The sequence below is a fragment of the Kitasatospora sp. SUK 42 genome (assembly GCF_015776785.2).
Taxonomy (GTDB): domain Bacteria; phylum Actinomycetota; class Actinomycetes; order Streptomycetales; family Streptomycetaceae; genus Kitasatospora.
Window position 1 is genome coordinate 890914 of sequence record NZ_LFMD02000002.1, and the last position, 16698, is coordinate 907611.

Below are 16698 nucleotides of genomic sequence, written 5' to 3' on the forward strand. Positions count from 1 at the left end.
CAGGCCCGCGCCCTCGCACGAGGCTGGAAGCACCGCCGACCGTCCGGGAGCAGAACGTGATCGTCACCCTCATCGTCGCGGCCGAGATCTCCTTCTGGATCCTGATCGGCCTCGGACTCGCCACCCGCTACCTGCTGCGATGGCGCCGCACCAGCACCGCGCTGCTGGTCGGCCTGCCGGTGGTGGACCTCACCCTGTACGCGCTCACTGTCCTCGACCTGCGCGGCGGCGCCACCGCGAGCTGGACGCACGCCCTGGCCGCGAGCTACGCGGGCTTCTCGATCGGGTACGGCCCCTCGCTGGTCCGCTGGGCCGACCGGCACTTCCTGCACCGCTTCGCCGGCGGCCCCAAGCCGCTGCCCTCACCCAAGTACGGCCCGGAGCGCACCAGGTACGAGTGGCAGGTGGCCGGCCGCACCGCCGTCTCGGCCGCGGTCACCCTGGGCCTGATCACCCTGCTCGTCCCGCTCTCCGCCGGCTCCGCCCACTTCGGCACCTTCACCCAGTGGTACATCAAGCTCGGTGCCGCCGCCGTGATCAACCTGATCGTGGCCGGCTGCTACTCGATCTGGCCCAAGCAGCCGCCGGCCGGCGTCGCGGTCGAGGACGGCCGGGTCGTCGGGAAGACCCCGGCCGAGAGGGCCTAGCGGTTCTCCCCCGGCACCCAGAGCACGTCGCCGCGCTCCTTGTTGGCCACCCGGGCCAGGATGAACAGCAGGTCGGAGAGCCGGTTGAGGTACTTCGCGGTCAGCGGGTTGACCGAGTCCCCGTACTCCGCGATCGCCGCCCAGGTGGAGCGCTCGGCCCGCCGCACCACCGTGCAGGCCAGGTGCAGGTGGGCCGCGCCGGGCGTGCCGCCGGGCAGGATGAAGCTGCGAAGCTTCTCCACCTGCGCCAGGTAGTGGTCGCAGTCCCCCTCCAGCCGGTCGATGTAGGACTGGAGCACCCGCAGCGGCGGGTACTTGGGGTCCTCGACCACCGGGGTGGACAGGTCGGCGCCGACGTCGAACAGGTCGTTCTGCACCCGGGTGAGCACCGCCGCCACGTCCTCGGGCAGCGCGCCGACCGCCAGGGCCACCCCGATCGCCGCGTTCGCCTCGTTGGCGTCGGCGTACGCCATCAACCGCGGGTCGGTCTTGCTGGTCCGGCTCATGTCACCGAGCGCGGTGGTGCCGTCGTCCCCGGTGCGGGTGTAGATGCGCGTCAGATTGACCATGCGGCCAGCCTAGCCGTGGACGTTAGGCCGCGTTAACCCCGGGCGACGTCGGCCCTACGCGACGTTGCCCCTCCCCCAGCCTCCGGCCGGGGGTGCCCCCGTCCCGAGAGTCTCGTCGCTACGCGACATTGACCCTCTGCCCGGGCGGGGCCGCCTCCAGCCAGGCGAGGAAGCCGGTGAGCGCGTCCTCGCTCATCGCCAGCTCCAGCGGCGCCCCGTTGTGCAGGCAGCGCAGCACCACCGAGCCGGACAGCAGCGCCAACTCCTCCTGGCCCTCCGGGTAGCGCCGGCCCAGCACCTCGATCTCCCGGCGGGGCAGCACCCGGCGCGGCCGCGGGGCGTACGAGAAGACCCGGAACCACTCGATCGAGTCGCCGCTGTACCTGCCGATACCAAAAACCCACCCCTTGCCGTCGGTCGGGGGGACCGGGGCTGAGGTGGGTTTGCCGTTCTCGTCGAGGTCGGGCTGCGTCGAGGCGTCGGCGGGCATTTTGAGCCGGTAGCTGCAGTCGAACGTGCCGCCGACCCGCTGGATCAGGCGGCGGCGCACCGCGAAGGCCATCAGGCCGATCACTCCCAGCGCCACGACCGCCGCACACACCACAAGCGCGAGGACCATGCTCACCTACCTCCTCGCTACCCGCGTTCCCCGTTACGGTCTTATCAGGCGACCGCGCTGACCTACCAACTACGACGACAGTCCCGGGGTCACGCTCACGCGTCCCCGGGACCGTCGGTCGACCCCGCTAAGCCGGGGTCCGGCGCACTCAGGCGTGGGCCTTGAGGCCGCGCGCCGCGAACAGACGCACCTCGGCGCGCCGCTCGGCGTGCTCGTCGAGGTCCGACTTGGCCTTCTCCAGTGCGCGCTCGGCGCGCGCGACGTCGATCTCGTCCGCCAGCTCGGCGATCTCCGCGAGCAGAGACAGCTTGTTGTCGGCGAAGGAGATGAAGCCGCCGTGCACCGCGGCGATCACGGTGCCGCCGTCCACCGTGCGGATGGTGACCGGTCCGGTCTCCAGCACGCTCAGCACCGGGGTGTGACCCGGCATGATGCCGGTGTCACCGGAGGCCGTACGGGCGACGACGATGGTGGCCGCACCGGACCACACCTTGCGGTCGGCTGCGACCAGCTCGACGTGCAGCTCAGCCAACGTGGGCTCCTAGGCTCATGCAACGCCCGATTACTCGGGAGTTTCGGTAAGAATAACGGCCCCGCGCCCCCGGCATGAAACCGGCGGCCCGGATTTGACCGGAATCACAGCCGATGCGACGCGAGGGGTGGACCCCGGGCTCGGGGGCCACCCCTCACGTCTCACACAGCTGCTACCGGCCGCAACGATTACTTCTTGGCCAGCTCGGCGGCGTTCTTCTCAAGGTCCTCGATGCCACCGCACATGAAGAAGGCCTGCTCCGGAACGGAGTCGTACTTGCCGTCCGCGATCGCGTTGAAGGCCTCGATGGTCTCCGACAGCGGCACGGTCGAGCCCTCGACACCGGTGAACTGCTTCGCCACGTAGGTGTTCTGCGAGAGGAAGCGCTCGATGCGGCGGGCACGGTGCACCGTGACCTTGTCCTCTTCGGACAGCTCGTCGATACCGAGGATCGCGATGATGTCCTGGAGGTCCTTGTACTTCTGCAGGATCCCCTTGATACGGATGGCCGTGTCGTAGTGGGTCTGCGCGATGTACCGCGGGTCGAGGATGCGGGACGTGGAGTCCAGCGGGTCGACGGCCGGGTAGATGCCCTTCTCCGAGATCGGGCGCGACAGAACGGTGGTCGCGTCCAGGTGGGCGAAGGTGGTGGCCGGCGCCGGGTCGGTCAGGTCGTCCGCGGGGACGTAGATCGCCTGCATCGAGGTGATCGAGTGACCGCGGGTCGAGGTGATGCGCTCCTGGAGGAGGCCCATCTCGTCGGCCAGGTTCGGCTGGTAGCCCACCGCGGAGGGCATGCGGCCGAGCAGGGTCGACACCTCGGAACCGGCCTGGGTGAACCGGAAGATGTTGTCGATGAAGAGGAGCACGTCCTGCTTCTCGACGTCACGGAAGTACTCCGCCATGGTCAGCGCGGACAGCGCGACGCGCAGACGGGTGCCCGGCGGCTCGTCCATCTGGCCGAAGACCAGCGCGGTCTTGTCCAGAACGCCCGAGTCGACCATCTCGTCGATGAGGTCGTTGCCCTCACGGGTGCGCTCGCCGACGCCGGCGAACACCGACACACCACCGAAGTTCTCGGCGACGCGGTAGATCATCTCCTGGATCAGAACGGTCTTGCCGACACCGGCACCACCGAACAGACCGATCTTGCCACCCTGGACGTACGGGGTGAGCAGGTCGATGACCTTGATGCCGGTCTCGAACATCTCGGTCTTGGACTCAAGGTCCTTGAACTCGGGGGCCTTGCGGTGGATCGGCCAGCGGACCTCGACCTGCTGGTCGAACTCCGCCTGGTCCACGTTCAGGACGTCGCCGAGGGCGTTGAAGACCTTGCCCTTGGTGATCTGGCCGACCGGCACGGAGATGGCCGCGCCGGTGTCGGTGACCTGCGAACCACGGACCAGGCCGTCGGTCGGCTGCATCGAGATGCCGCGGACCATGCCGTCGCCGAGGTGCTGGGCGACCTCAAGGGTCAGGGTCTTCTTGCCGGTGCCGTCGGGGTTGTCCACCTCGACGTGCAGGGCGTTGTACATGTCCGGAATCGCGTCGACGGGGAACTCCACGTCGACGACCGGGCCGATGACCCGCGCGACGCGGCCCGTCGCCGTGGTCGGCTCAACAGTGGTGGTCATTCTCATTCGCTCCCGCGGCTCGCGTCGGCGAGGGCGTTGGCGCCACCGACGATCTCGCTGATTTCCTGGGTGATCTCGGCCTGGCGGGCCGAGTTGGCAAGCCGCGTGAGCGACTTGATGAGCTCGCCGGCGTTGTCCGTCGCGCTCTTCATCGCGCGGCGGCGGGCGGCGTGCTCGGAAGCGGCCGACTGCAGCAGCGCGTTGTAGATCCGGCTCTCGACGTACCGCGGCAGCAGCGCGTCCAGCACGCCCTCCGCCGACGGTTCGAAGTCGTACAGCGGGAAGATCTCCGACTTGGCCGGCGTCTGGTCGCTGAGCTGGACCTCGTCCAGCTTCAGCGGCAGCAGCCGCGCCTCGACCGCGTTCTGCGTCAGCATGGACACGAACTCGGTGGAGATCAGGTGGAGCTCGTCCACGCCGCCGGTCTCGGCCGTGAAGGCCTCGATCAGGTCGGCCGCCACGGTCTTCGCGTCACCGTAGGTCGGCTTGTCCGAGAATCCCGTCCACGACTCCGCGATCGTCAGACCGCGGAACGTGTAGTACGAGACGCCCTTGCGGCCGATGATGTACGTCACCACGTCCTTGCCCTCGGACCGCAGGCGCTCCGAGAGCACCAGCGAGGCCTTGATGGCGTTGGTCGAGTAACCGCCCGCCAGGCCGCGGTCCGCCGTGATCAGCAGGACCGCCGCGCGCTTGGCGTTCGGGTTCTCGGTGGTGAGCGGGTGCTTGGCGTTGGACCGGGTGGCCACCGCCGTCACCGCCCGGGTGAGCTCATCGGCGTACGGAGTGGAGGCGGCCACCGCGCGCTGCGCCTTGACGATGCGCGACGCGGAGATCATCTCCATCGCCTTGGTGATCTTCTTCGTCGCGGTGACAGAGCGGATCCGGCGCTTGTAGACCCGAAGCTGTGCTCCCATGGGTCGTTACGTCCTTTCCCTCGCTACCGGACTCAGGCCTGCTCGGAGAGCAGCTTGCCGTCAGCGGTCTGGTAACCCTGCTTGAACGCCTCGATCGCGCTGGTCAGCGCGTCGACGGTGCCGTCGGCCAGCAGACCGGTCTCGACGATGCCGGCGAGCAGGTCCTTGTGCTGCAGGCGCACGTGGTCCAGGAACTCGCGCTCGAAGCGGCGGATCTCGGCGACCGGGACGTCGTCCAGCTTGCCGTTGGTGCCGGCCCAGATGGAGACGACCTGCTCCTCGACCGGGAACGGCTGGTACTGGCCCTGCTTCAGCAGCTCGACCATGCGCGCACCGCGCTCCAGCTGGGCCTTGGAGGCCGCGTCCAGGTCGGAACCGAAGGCGGCGAAGGCCTCCAGCTCACGGTACTGGGCGAGGTCCAGACGCAGGCGGCCGGCGACCGAGCGCATGGCCTTGATCTGGGCGGAGCCACCGACGCGGGAGACCGAGATACCGACGTTCACGGCCGGGCGGATGCCGGCGTTGAACAGGTCGGACTCCAGGAAGCACTGGCCGTCGGTGATGGAGATGACGTTGGTCGGGATGTACGCCGAGACGTCGTTGGCCTTGGTCTCGATGATCGGCAGACCGGTCATCGAGCCGCCGCCCAGGGCGTCGTTCAGCTTGGCGCAGCGCTCCAGCAGGCGGGAGTGCAGGTAGAAGACGTCACCCGGGTAGGCCTCGCGGCCCGGCGGGCGGCGCAGCAGCAGGGAGACGGAGCGGTAGGCCTCGGCCTGCTTCGACAGGTCGTCGAAGATGATCAGGACGTGCTTGCCGTCGTACATCCACTCCTGGCCGATGGCCGAACCGGTGTACGGGGCGAGGTACTTGAAGCCTGCCGGGTCGGACGCGGGAGCAGCCACGATGGTGGTGTACTCCAGCGCGCCGGCCTCCTCCAGGGCGCCGCGGACGGACGCGATGGTGGAGCCCTTCTGGCCGACGGCGACGTAGATGCAGCGGACCTGCTTCTCCGGGTCGCCCGAGCGCCAGTTGTCGCGCTGGTTGATGATCGTGTCGACGGCCACCGCGGTCTTGCCGGTCTGGCGGTCACCGATGATCAGCTGACGCTGGCCACGGCCGATCGGGGTCATCGCGTCGATGGCCTTGATGCCGGTCTGCAGCGGCTGCTTGACCGACTTGCGGGCCATGACGCCGGGGGCCTGCAGCTCCAGCGCGCGACGGCCGGTGGAGGCGATGTCGCCCAGACCGTCGATCGGGTTGCCCAGCGGGTCCACGACGCGGCCGAGGTAGCCGTCGCCGACCGGAACCGACAGGACCTCGCCCGTGCGGCGCACGGTCTGGCCCTCTTCGATGCCACCGAACTCACCGAGGACGACGACACCGATCTCGCGGGTGTCGAGGTTCAGCGCGAGGCCGAGCGTGCCGTCCTCGAACTTCAGCAGCTCGTTCGCCATGACCGAGGGCAGGCCCTCGACATGCGCGATACCGTCCGCCGCGTCAGTGACCGTGCCGACCTCTTCCACAGAGGCGGCGTCCGGCTGGTACGACTGGACAAAGTCGGCCAGCGCGTCCCGGATCTCCTCCGGACGGATCGTAAGCTCCGCCATCAGGCTTCCCTGCTCTCCTAGTTTGCGATCCTCGGCCCGCCATTGAGGGCCGCAAGTACTCGACTCTCGGCCGGGTCGTATGAACCGGCCGTACGATTTGCCGGCTCCTTGGGGAGCCGGTTTCCCGACCGAGGGTCGGATGTGCTGCTTGGGTGCTCAGCCTTCGAGCGACTGGCGAGCGCCTTCGAGGCGGCTCGACACGGTGCCGTCGATGATCTCGTCGCCGATCTGGACCTGGACACCGCCGACGACCTCGGGGTCGACGTCGATGTTCAGGTGGACCTGGCGGCCGTACATCCGGCCCAGAGCACCGGACAGGCGCTCCTTCTGGGTGTCCGACAGCGGCACCGCGCTGGTGACCAGGGCCACCACACGGCCGCGGCGCGCGGCGGCGAGCTTCGAGTAGGACTCGAGGCCCTGCTCCAGGCTACGGCCACGCGGCGTGTTGACGAGGGCGGTGACCAGCCGGACGGTGCCGGCGTTGGCGCGGCCGAGCAGCTTCGCGATCAGCGCGGCCTTGGCGACGGCGCCGGCCTTCGGCTCGGTGAGCGCGGCGCGCAGCTCGTGCGAGCCGCTCACCACCCGTCCGAACCGGAACAGCTCGTCCTCGACGTCGTCCAGGACGCCGGCCTTGTCCGCGGCGATGACCTCGGCGTACGCGGCGAGCTCCTCGGTCGCGTCCACCAGGTCGCGCGAACCCGACCAGCGGGAGCGGACCAGACCGGAGACCAGGTCGACGGCCTCGCCGGAGACCTGACCGGTCAGCAGCGAGGTGACGAGCTGGGCCTTGTCCTGGCCCGACCGGGACGGGTCGGTCAGGACACGGCGCAGCGACACCTCACGGTCCAGCACGGCCGTGACGGCGGTGAGCTCCTCGGCCAGCTTGGCCGCGTCCACCGAGGTGGAGTCGGTCAGGCTCTCCAGGTTCTGCCGACCGGCGGCGAGGGCCTCGCGGCTGGCGCCGATCACTTGGCCGCACCCTGAGCAACGGCGGCCTTGGCCTCCAGCTCGTCCAGGAAACGGTCGATCACACCGCTCTGCCGGGCGGAGTCCTCAAGGGACTCGCCCACGATGCGGGACGCCAGCTGGGTGGCCAGCGAGCCCACGTCCTGACGCAGGGCGGCAGTCGCCTGCTTCTTGTCGGCGTCGATCTGGGCGTGACCGGCCGCGACGATGGCCTCGCGCTGACGCTGGCCCTCCTCGCGCATCTCGGCGAGCTGGGCGGCGCCCTGCTCGCGAGCCTGCTCGACGATGCGGGCGGCCTCGTGGCGCGCCTCGGCGAGCTCGGCGCGGTACTGCTCAAGCAGGGCCTGGGCCTCGGCCTGAGCGGCCTCGGCGCGCTCCATGCCGCCCTCGATGGCGTCCCGGCGCTCCGACAGCACCTTCTCGATGCTGGGGAGGAGCTTCTTGCCGAGCAGACCGAAGACGATGAAGAAGCAGAGCAGGCCGATGACGATCTCGGGCCAAGCGGGGAGAAGAGGGTTCATCTTCTCCTCGGCCGCGAGGGCGACCACGGGGTTCATATCTGAACCTTTCGTCTCAGGGGACTACCGGCGTAACGAATTACTTGCCGGTGCCGAACACGAACGGCATGACGATGCCGATGAGCGCGAGCGCCTCGGTCAGCGCGAAGCCGATGAACATGTTCGAGCGGATCAGGCCGGCGGCCTCGGGCTGACGGGCCATGGCCTGGACGCCGTTGCCGAAGATCAGACCAACGCCGATGCCGGGGCCGATGGCGGCAAGGCCGTAGCCGACGGAAGCGATGGAGCCGACGACGCCCTCAGCGATCATGGTCATTGCAGTAGTCCTTTGCAGGGGTGGTGATCCGGTGGTGATTGGCCACCGGGCGATCCGGGAGGTGGTTCATGAGAGGCCGCGGGCCTCGGGGCTCAGTGCGCCTCTTCCAGGGCACCGGCGATGTAGCTGCTGGCCAGCATCACGAAGATGTAGGCCTGCAGGAACTGGACCAGCAGCTCGAAGGCGGTCAGGCCGACGGCGACGACGAACGAGGCCGAGCCGTACAGCGCGCCCAGGGACGGGCTGAGCAGGTACCAGGAGGCGATGGAGAACATCACGATCAGCAGGTGGCCGGCGAACATGTTCGCGAAGGCTCGGACCGCGAGCGTGAAGGGGCGCACGAAGATGTTCGAGAAGAACTCGATCGGCACCAGGATGAACATGACCCAGCCCGGGATGCCCGAGGGCCAGCAGAGGTTCTTCAGACCGCCGACGAAGCCGTGCTTCTTGAAGGTCAGCGTCATGTAGGTGATCCACACGACCAGGGCCAGGCCGGCCGGGAACGCGATCGCCGCCGTCACGGGGAACTGTGCGAACGGGATGATCGACATGATGTTCAACAGCCACACGAAGAAGAACATCGAGACCAGCATCGGGACGTACTTCTCGCCCTTTTTGCCGATCGTCTCCAGCACGATGGAGCGCTTGACGAAGTCGTAGCCGATCTCACCGACGAGCTGGAGCTTGCCGGGAACCAGTCGCGGCTTGGCGAAGGCGGCCCAGAAGAACACCACGACCAGCAGCGCGACGATGATCGAGAGCAGCATCGGCTTGTTGAAGTCGACGCCACCGACCGAGAAGATCGGCTTGAACTGGAACTCGTTCAGGCCCGGGGCCGGGAAGCCGCAGCCAGCGTCCCCGAAGTGGCAACTGCCTGAGGCGAGGGACGTGAGTTCAGCACTCACCGCGGACTCCTTCGTCGTGACGCATGGTTACGGCAACCTCGGTGTGTCGGCGTGGCCTGCGACCACGGAGCGGCACTGGAACTTGATGGGTTTCTCGCCGACCCCGCGCGGCAGTGCACTGCACCACAGCGGGATCATCGAAGACTGCGCGGATCCGGGGGGCGATCCGTCCACTGTCCGGACAGACCTGGCCTCTTCCCGTACTCCGTTGTTGCGACGGACGATAGCAGCCCGTCAGTGCGGCATAAACACCGCCCCCCTCGTTGGGGGGACAGCCAGGCCTCGTCACTGTTGACGTCCCGAGTCGGAGGGCTTGTCGTCCTTCTTTTCCGAGGCGTCGGGGTTGACGTAGAACGTCTTGGCCTTGAGGGCGCCGCGCACCTGGAAACCCGTCCAGATCAGGGCGCAGCCGAGCAGGGTGAAGGCGAAGGCCTGCCGGTTGAAGAGCTCGGTGTTCTTGAAGACCGCGAGCACGATGCCGACCAGCAGGATCTGCGTGGTGTACACCAGCAGCCCCGCGGCCATCATCATCTGAGGGTTCGACCTGGTCAGGCGGTCGAGCGCGACCTGACCCGAACTGAAGAAGGCCATCACCAGCAGCGCACCGAAGAAGGCGCCGAGCAGGCCCTTGCCACCGGCGACGGCGAAGGAGATCGCCATGGCGACGATCCCGGCGACCGCAGTGGGGATCGCGGCGCCTCGGAGGATCCGGGCGTCGGTGGACGGCATGTCGGCAGCTCCGGCGGCATGTCGATGGCGGGGGGACGGGCACAGCGGTGGCGGGTGACACCGGACCGAGGGGCCGCCGCCGGACCGCCCGCGGAAGCGGCAGGCCCGTCGAGGGAGACCGACCAGGGACGGAAGTCCTCCACCTGTCAGGTCTTTCGGCGTGTTCTCGGTACTCGTGAACGGTATCACAAACTATTTGATGAGAGCTTTACCATGAATGTGTGGCTCCTGTCACACCGATGGCGCAACGAATCCGCCATACGGGTGAAGCCGTCTGACGTATCGTCAACTCCCTTGCTAGCGGCGCCCGGTGGCCTTGTCGTGGTCGGCGGACGCCGAGGAGCCCCCGCCGGCTTCACCAAGAAGTTGCTTGTCCTTTGCCGACAGTTCAGCCATCGGGCCGGTGGGCTGCCTCCGGTACCTCGGGGGGACGAAGGACTGCACCGCCCTGGGGGCCCTCGGACGGAACCGCGGGGTGAGCAGCACCACCAGGCCGACCAGGCAGAGCCCGGCGAGGGTCAGCACCACCGTGCGGCCGGTGTTGGTCACCGAGAAGGCCACCGTGCCGAAGGCGATCAGCGCGGCCCAGAAGTACATGATCAGTACGGCGCGGCTGTGCGAGTGCCCGACCTGGAGCAGCCGGTGGTGCAGGTGGCGCTTGTCCGCGGCGAACGGCGACTGGCCGGCCCAGGTGCGGCGCACCACCGCGAGCAGCAGGTCGGCCAGCGGCAGCGCGATGACCGTCAGCGGCAGCAGCAGCGGGATGTAGATCGGCACCAGGGCGTGGACGGTGGCGGTCTGCGAACCGGTCTCGTTGTTGATCAGGTCGGGGTCGACCCGGCCGGTGATCGAGATCGCGGCGACGGCCAGCATCAGGCCCAGCATCATCGAGCCGGAGTCGCCCATGAAGATCCGCGCGGGGTGCATGTTGTGCGCCAGGAAGCCCAGGCACATGCCGATCAGCAGCACGCTGAACAGCACGGCGGGGGCCGCGTCGGTGATCGTGTAGCCGTACCAGAGCCGGTAGCTGTACAGGAAGAAGGCCATCGCGGCGATGCAGACCATGCCGCCGGCCAGGCCGTCCAGTCCGTCGATGAAGTTCACCGCGTTGACCATGACGACCACCAGGGTGACCGAGATGACCATGCCCTGGGTCGGGCTCACCGCCACCGCGCCGACGCCGGGCACCGGGAGGGTGATCACCGTGACGCCCTGCCAGACCATCACACCGGCGGCGATCATCTGGCCGCCGAGCTTCACCAGCGCGTCCACGCCCCACTTGTCGTCGAGCACGCCGAGCAGGAACATGATCCCGGCGCCGGACAGCAGCGCGCGGATGTCGCTGCCACCGCTGAACACCTTGCTCAGGTTGTCCAGTTGAGAGGCCACCAGGATGCCCGCGCACAGCCCGCCGAACATGGCGATGCCGCCCAGTCGGGGCGTGGGCTCGCGGTGCACGTCGCGGGCGCGGACCGGGGGCATGGCGCCGGCCGCGATGGCGAACTTCCGGACCGGGCCCGTCAGCAGGTAGGTGACGGCGGCGGTGCAGAACAGCACCAGCAGATACTCACGCACCACTGGCCTCCTGCATCACTGTCGAACGGGGAGGTACCGAAGGTACTCCCCTGCCTTCCCGGGGTTCGAGGTGCGTCGCCACGGCACACACCTTATTGAGTCGGACGCCCGGGACGTGCATCGCGGTTCGCCCTCCCGGGTAGGAGATCCCGATACCCCTGGACGGTTCCCGTTCACCGGGGTCCGGCGAAGGCCAGCGCCAGCTCCCGGACGCGTTCCGCGACCGGCCCGGGCGCCTCCCCCGCCAGCAGCCGCGCGATCAGCCCGGCGATCCCGGCCAGCTCCGCCTCGCCCATGCCCTGACTGGTCACGGTGCCCGTGCCCAGCCGGATCCCGGAGCCCTCGGCGGGCGGCGCCGGGTCGTACGGCAGCGCGCACTTGCCCAGCAGCAGCCCGGCCGCCGCGCAGCGCCGCTCGGCCTCCAGCCCGGTCACTCCGAGCGTGCTCACGTCGGCGGTCACCAGATGGGTGTCGGTACCGCCCGTCAGGGGGCGCATACCGGCCTCTGCGAGCCCCGCGGCGAGTGCCCGCGCCCCGTCCACCGTCCGCTGCGCGTACGCCCGGTAGGCGGGCGTGGCGGCCTCCGCGAGGGCCACCGCCTTGCCGGCCACCTCGTTCATCGCGGCGCCGCCCTGGCTGAACGGGAACACCGCCCGGTCGATCCGCTCGGCCAGCTCCGCGGTGGACAGCAGCAGGCCCCCGCGCGGGCCGCGCAGCAGCTTGTGGGTGGCCGCCACCGTGACGTCCGCGTACGGCACCGGGGAGGGCGCCAACCCGGCCGCCACCAGGCCCGCGGTCTGGGCCACCGAGGCGATCAGATAGGCGTCCACCTCGTCGGCGATCTCCCGGAAGGCCGCCCAGTCCGGGTGCCGGGGGTGGGAGATCGAGCCCGCCACGATGGCCTTGGGGCGGTGCAGCCGGGCCAGGTCGCGCACCTGGTCGAGGTCGATCAGGCCGTCGCCCTCACGCACCCCGTAGCCGGTGAACTCGAACCAGCGGCCGGAGAAGTTCGCCCGCGAGCCGCAGCTGAGGTGGCCGCCGTGCTCCAGCGACATCGCCAGCACCCCGTCACCGGGCCGCAGCAGCGCCGCGTACGCCGCCAGCATCGCCGAAGTCGCCGACCGGGGCTGGACGTTGGCGTGCGGGGCGGCGAACAGTTCACGGGCCCGGTCGATCGCCAGCAGCTCCGCGGCGTCCGCGAGCGCGCAGCCGGTGTGGTGCCGGCGGCCCGGGTAGCCCTCGGCGTACTTGTCGATCAGCGGCCCGGCCAGCGCCGCCAGCACGGCGGGCGTGGTCAGGTTCTCCCCCGCCAGCAGCTGGATGGTCTCGGCCCGCCGCTCGGCCTCGGCGGCCAGCAGGTCGGCGATCTGCGGATCCGCCCGGTGCAGCGCCTCGGACGCCCAGGGGCGCCCCCTCGTCGCGGTCGAGCCGGTCGCGGCATCGGTGACGGTCATGGCAGGGCTCCCGGGCGCTGCGGGTGGGGCACCCCCGGCGGAGGCTGGAGGAGGTGGAATCCAGCCTAGGACCGCCTTCGCCACCCGGCCCTCCGGGAAGGGGCCGTTCGGCCCTCAGCGCGGCGCGGGAATGCCGGTGAGCGCGGTCACCACCGGGTCGACCGCGTGGAATATCTCCTCGCCGCAGTTGCGGAACATGCCGATCGGCGCCCCGTACGGGTCCTCCAGCTCGTCGGACTCCGGGGTGGCGGCCAGCAGCCAGCCGCGCAGCGCGGCGGCCGCCCGGACCAGTGCGCGGGCCCGCTCGGTGACGTCGGCGCCCCGGCGGGGGTCGGGCAGGGTGCCCGGGTCGATCGTCCGCACCAGGCGGGTGAACTCCTTCAGCGTGAAGGTGCGCAGCCCCGCCTCGTGGCCCATCGAGATCACCTGGGCGCGGTGGTCCAGCGTCGCGGTGAGCACCAGGTCGGCCTCGACCACGTGCTCGTCCAGCAGCTCCCGGCCGGTGAAGCCCCCGCTGTCCGCGCCGTACTCGTTGAGCACGGTCGCGGCGTGGTCCTCCATCGGCGCGCCCTCGTGGCCCCAGGTCCCGGCGCTCTCGACCAGGATCCGCCCGGCCACCCGGGGGCTGAGCCGGGTGTCCAGCTCACGCCGGGTGAGCCGCTCGGCGATCGGCGAGCGGCAGATGTTCCCGGTGCAGACGAACAGGATCCGGAAGTGGTCCAGCGGCCTGGGGCCCACGGCCAGGTACGGCGCTATGCCGGGCCCGTCATGGAGCGAGGCGGTGGGTGTCAACTTCCGGCCTCCAGGTCGGGTACGACCTCCCTCAGCTGCTCGATGCTGATCGCGCCGGCCCGCAGCAGGACCGGGACCTTGCCGGTGACGTCGACGATGGACGAGGCGGTGGAGCCGTCGGCCGGCCCGCCGTCCAGGTAGACCGAGACCGCGTCGCCCAGCTGGGCCTGCGCCTCGTCGCAGGTCACCGGGGAGGCGCCGCCGGGCCGGTTGGCGCTGGAGACGGCCAGCGGGCCGGTGGCGTTCAGCAGCTCGATGGCGACCGGGTGCAGCGGCATCCGGACGGTCACCGTGCCGCGGGTCTCGCCGAGGTCCCAGCGCAGCGAGGGCTGGTGCCGGGCGATCAGGGTGAGGCCGCCGGGCCAGAAGGCGTCGACCAGCTCCCAGGCCTGCTCGGAGAAGTCGGTGACCAGGCCGTGCAGGGTGGTCGGCGAGCCGACCAGGACGGGCGAGGGCGTGGTGCGGCCGCGGCCCCTGGCGGTCAGCAGCTCGCCGACGGCCTCCGGGGAGAAGGCGTCCGCGCCGACCCCGTACAGGGTGTCGGTGGGCAGCACGACGAGTTCGCCGCGGCGGATGGCCGAGGCGGCCTCACGCAGGCCGGTGGCGCGGTCCCCGGCATCGGCACAGTCGTAGCGGCGGCTCATCGGTGCGGTCCCCTTCCGGAATGGCTCATGGCGTTCGCGGCGGTCTTCACAGCGCGGTTCTGCGCGCGGTCGTACCGTGCTTGATGTTCACAACGTGCTGTGCTCGATGTTCACGACCCGACCCTCCGGGCGGTCGTACTGCGCTCGATGTTCACGACCCGACCCTCCGGGCGGTCGTACTGCGCTCGATGTTCACGACCCGACCCTCCGGGCGGTCGTGAAGCGCGGCCGGTTGTTCAGATCACGGTGATCGGCCGTGTCCGTCCAGCCGTGTTCCTCGTTGAAGATCCACGGCACCTGGCCGCCCTGCTGGTCGGCGTGCTCGATCACCACCGCGCCGCCCGGGCGCAGCAGCCGCGCGGCCACGCGTTCGATGCCGCGGATGGTGTCCAGGCCGTCCTCGCCGGAGAACAGCGCCATCTGCGGGTCGTGGTCGCGGGCCTCCGGCGCCACGTACTCCCACTCGGTGAGCGGGATGTACGGGGGGTTGGAGATGACCAGGTCGAAGCGGCCGTCCCAGGAGCGGTCGTCCTCGAAGGCCTTGGTGGCGTCCCCGGCGTGCAGGGTGACCCGGGCGCGGTCCGGGCTGGCCTCGATGTTGCGCCGGGTGTACTCCAGCGCGCCCTCGTCGAGCTCGAAGGCGTGCACGGTCGAGCGCGGCAGCTCCTGGGCCAGGGCGAGCGCGATGGCGCCGGAGCCGGAGCACAGGTCGACCACCAGCGGCTCGGCGACGTCCATCTCGCGGACGGCGTCTATGGCCCACTCGACGACCGTCTCGGTCTCCGGCCGGGGCACGAACACCCCGGGGCCGACCTCCAGTTCGAGGTAGCGGAAGAACGCCCGCCCGGTGATGTGCTGGAGCGGCTCGCGCGCCTCGCGGCGCGACACGGCCTCCCAGTAGCGGGCGTCGAAGTCGGCGTCCTTCACCGTGTGCAACTGGCTGCGCTTGACGTGGTGGACGTAGGCGGCGAGCTCCTCCGCGTCGAAGCGCGGCGACGGCACGCCGGCCGCGGCCAACCGCTGGGTGGCCTGGGCCACCTCGGCGAGCAGCAGGTTCATCCGTACGACCTCTTGTTTCTGCGCTCCGGCTTCACGCTGGCGTCGGGCTGGGGCGCGCCGGTCTCAGTTCTCTTGGGCCGCGGCCAGCTTGGCCTCGGCGTCCCGGTCGACGCAGGACTGGATCACCGCGTTCAGGTCGCCGTCCAGGACCTGGTCCAGGTTGTACGCCTTGAAGCCCGTGCGGTGGTCCGAGATGCGGTTCTCGGGGTAGTTGTACGTGCGGATCCGCTCGGAGCGGTCGACCGTACGAACCTGGCTGCGACGCGCGTCCGAGGCCTCCCGCTCGGCCTCCTCCTGCGCGGCGGCCAGCAGCCGCGAACGCAGGATGCGCATCGCCTGCTCCTTGTTCTGCAGCTGGCTCTTCTCGTTCTGGCAGGACGCCACGATACCCGTCGGCAGGTGGGTGATCCGGACCGCGGAGTCCGTGGTGTTGACCGACTGGCCGCCGGGGCCGGAGGAGCGGTAGACGTCGATCCGCAGGTCGTTGGCGAGGATCTCGACCTCGACCTCCTCCGCCTCGGGGGTGACCAGCACGCCCGCCGCGGAGGTGTGGATGCGGCCCTGCGACTCGGTGGCGGGCACGCGCTGCACGCGGTGGACGCCGCCCTCGTACTTCAGCCGGGCCCAGACGCCCTGGCCGGGCTCGGCGTTGCCCTTGGTCTTCACGGCCACCGAGACGTCCTTGTAGCCGCCGAGGTCGGACTCGTTGGAGTCGATGACCTCGGTCTTCCAGCCGATCCGCTCGGCGAAGCGCAGGTACATCCGGAGCAGGTCGCCGGCGAACAGCGCGGACTCCTCGCCGCCCTCGCCCGCCTTGATCTCCAGGATGACGTCCTTGTCGTCGCTCGGGTCGCGCGGGACCAGCAGCAGCCGCAGCTCCTCGGTCAGCTCGCCCTGGCGCTGCTCGGAGTCCTTCACCTCGGAGATGAACTCCGGGTCCTCGGCGGCGAGTTCGCGGGCCGCTTCGATGTCCTCGCCGGCCTGCCGCCACTCCCGGTAGACCCGGGTGATCGGGGTCAGCTCGGCGTACCGCTTGGCCAGCTTGCGCGCGTTGGCCTGGTCGGCGTGGACGGACGGGTCGGCCAGCCTCTTTTCGAGGTCGGCGTGCTCGACGAGGAGCTCTTCGACTGCCTCGAACATGGGGTGGCCTTCTTCCCGGGAGCTAGGAACGTGTGGGGGTTCGCGGAACGTGCGGGGGGACGCGAACGGCGCCGG

The 16698-nt window shown here is 70.0% G+C and carries 18 protein-coding genes; 1 reads left to right on the top strand and 17 read right to left on the bottom strand.

Features of this window, described 5'->3' with window-relative positions; genetic code table 11:
* Window positions 1-56: 56 nt before the first annotated feature.
* Window positions 57-647 carry a hypothetical protein gene (locus tag RZ50_RS03695; protein WP_196947198.1) on the top strand — a complete coding sequence of 197 codons (591 nt, stop codon included), beginning with the start codon at window positions 57-59 and terminating at the stop codon, window positions 645-647.
* On the opposite strand, the gene RZ50_RS03700 is transcribed toward RZ50_RS03695, so the two are convergent.
* From RZ50_RS03700 to prfA, 17 genes are all read right to left on the bottom strand, one after another.
* On the bottom strand, window positions 644-1216 hold the full coding sequence (locus tag RZ50_RS03700) for a cob(I)yrinic acid a,c-diamide adenosyltransferase (protein WP_196947197.1): 573 nt from the start codon (window positions 1214-1216) through the stop codon (window positions 644-646). The genes RZ50_RS03695 and RZ50_RS03700 overlap by 4 nt on opposite strands.
* 118 nt (window positions 1217-1334) lie before the next feature.
* Window positions 1335-1835, bottom strand: coding sequence for a DUF2550 domain-containing protein (locus tag RZ50_RS03705; protein WP_188302971.1), 501 nt, complete (start codon window positions 1833-1835; stop codon window positions 1335-1337).
* Window positions 1836-1983: 148 nt separating this feature from the next.
* On the bottom strand, window positions 1984-2367 hold the full coding sequence (locus tag RZ50_RS03710) for a F0F1 ATP synthase subunit epsilon (protein WP_030057524.1): 384 nt from the start codon (window positions 2365-2367) through the stop codon (window positions 1984-1986).
* A gap of 188 nt (window positions 2368-2555) precedes the next feature.
* Entirely contained in the window at window positions 2556-4001 is a 1446-nt protein-coding gene (atpD, locus tag RZ50_RS03715) for a F0F1 ATP synthase subunit beta (RefSeq protein WP_196947196.1), read from the bottom strand.
* A 2-nt stretch (window positions 4002-4003) separates the two neighbouring features.
* Window positions 4004-4918, bottom strand: a complete 915-nt coding sequence (locus RZ50_RS03720) for a F0F1 ATP synthase subunit gamma (protein WP_196947195.1) — start codon at window positions 4916-4918, stop codon at window positions 4004-4006.
* A gap of 32 nt (window positions 4919-4950) precedes the next feature.
* Window positions 4951-6525, bottom strand: coding sequence for a F0F1 ATP synthase subunit alpha (gene atpA, locus RZ50_RS03725; protein WP_196947194.1), 1575 nt, complete (start codon window positions 6523-6525; stop codon window positions 4951-4953).
* Window positions 6526-6681: 156 nt separating this feature from the next.
* Window positions 6682-7494 (bottom strand): F0F1 ATP synthase subunit delta, encoded by an 813-nt coding sequence (locus RZ50_RS03730; RefSeq protein WP_196947193.1) that lies wholly within the window; start codon window positions 7492-7494, stop codon window positions 6682-6684.
* The gene (locus tag RZ50_RS03735) at window positions 7491-8048 is read right to left on the bottom strand and encodes a F0F1 ATP synthase subunit B (RefSeq protein ID WP_196947192.1); all 558 of its coding nucleotides are present in this window, start codon (window positions 8046-8048) and stop codon (window positions 7491-7493) included. Before RZ50_RS03735 ends, RZ50_RS03730 begins: the two co-directional genes overlap by 4 nt.
* A 40-nt stretch (window positions 8049-8088) precedes the next feature.
* Entirely contained in the window at window positions 8089-8325 is a 237-nt protein-coding gene (gene atpE / locus RZ50_RS03740; RefSeq protein WP_097236234.1) for an ATP synthase F0 subunit C, read from the bottom strand.
* 92 nt (window positions 8326-8417) lie between these two features.
* Window positions 8418-9230, bottom strand: a complete 813-nt coding sequence (gene atpB, locus RZ50_RS03745; RefSeq protein WP_196947191.1) for a F0F1 ATP synthase subunit A — start codon at window positions 9228-9230, stop codon at window positions 8418-8420.
* 285 nt (window positions 9231-9515) lie between these two features.
* Window positions 9516-9959, bottom strand: a complete 444-nt coding sequence (locus RZ50_RS03750) for a hypothetical protein (protein WP_196947190.1) — start codon at window positions 9957-9959, stop codon at window positions 9516-9518.
* A 297-nt stretch (window positions 9960-10256) separates the two neighbouring features.
* The gene (locus tag RZ50_RS03755; RefSeq protein ID WP_196947189.1) at window positions 10257-11534 is read right to left on the bottom strand and encodes an MraY family glycosyltransferase; all 1278 of its coding nucleotides are present in this window, start codon (window positions 11532-11534) and stop codon (window positions 10257-10259) included.
* A gap of 173 nt (window positions 11535-11707) precedes the next feature.
* On the bottom strand, window positions 11708-12988 hold the full coding sequence (gene glyA, locus RZ50_RS03760) for a serine hydroxymethyltransferase (protein ID WP_196947188.1): 1281 nt from the start codon (window positions 12986-12988) through the stop codon (window positions 11708-11710).
* A 114-nt stretch (window positions 12989-13102) separates the two neighbouring features.
* Window positions 13103-13780, bottom strand: coding sequence for a protein-tyrosine-phosphatase (locus tag RZ50_RS03765; RefSeq protein WP_374199865.1), 678 nt, complete (start codon window positions 13778-13780; stop codon window positions 13103-13105).
* Window positions 13777-14424, bottom strand: coding sequence for an L-threonylcarbamoyladenylate synthase (locus RZ50_RS03770; RefSeq protein ID WP_196947187.1), 648 nt, complete (start codon window positions 14422-14424; stop codon window positions 13777-13779). The genes RZ50_RS03765 and RZ50_RS03770 overlap by 4 nt, the downstream gene beginning before the upstream one ends.
* 192 nt (window positions 14425-14616) lie before the next feature.
* Entirely contained in the window at window positions 14617-15483 is an 867-nt protein-coding gene (gene prmC / locus RZ50_RS03775) for a peptide chain release factor N(5)-glutamine methyltransferase (protein WP_196947186.1), read from the bottom strand.
* Window positions 15484-15546: 63 nt separating this feature from the next.
* Window positions 15547-16623 carry a peptide chain release factor 1 gene (gene prfA, locus RZ50_RS03780; RefSeq protein WP_196947185.1) on the bottom strand — a complete coding sequence of 359 codons (1077 nt, stop codon included), beginning with the start codon at window positions 16621-16623 and terminating at the stop codon, window positions 15547-15549.
* Window positions 16624-16698: the final 75 nt, after the last annotated feature.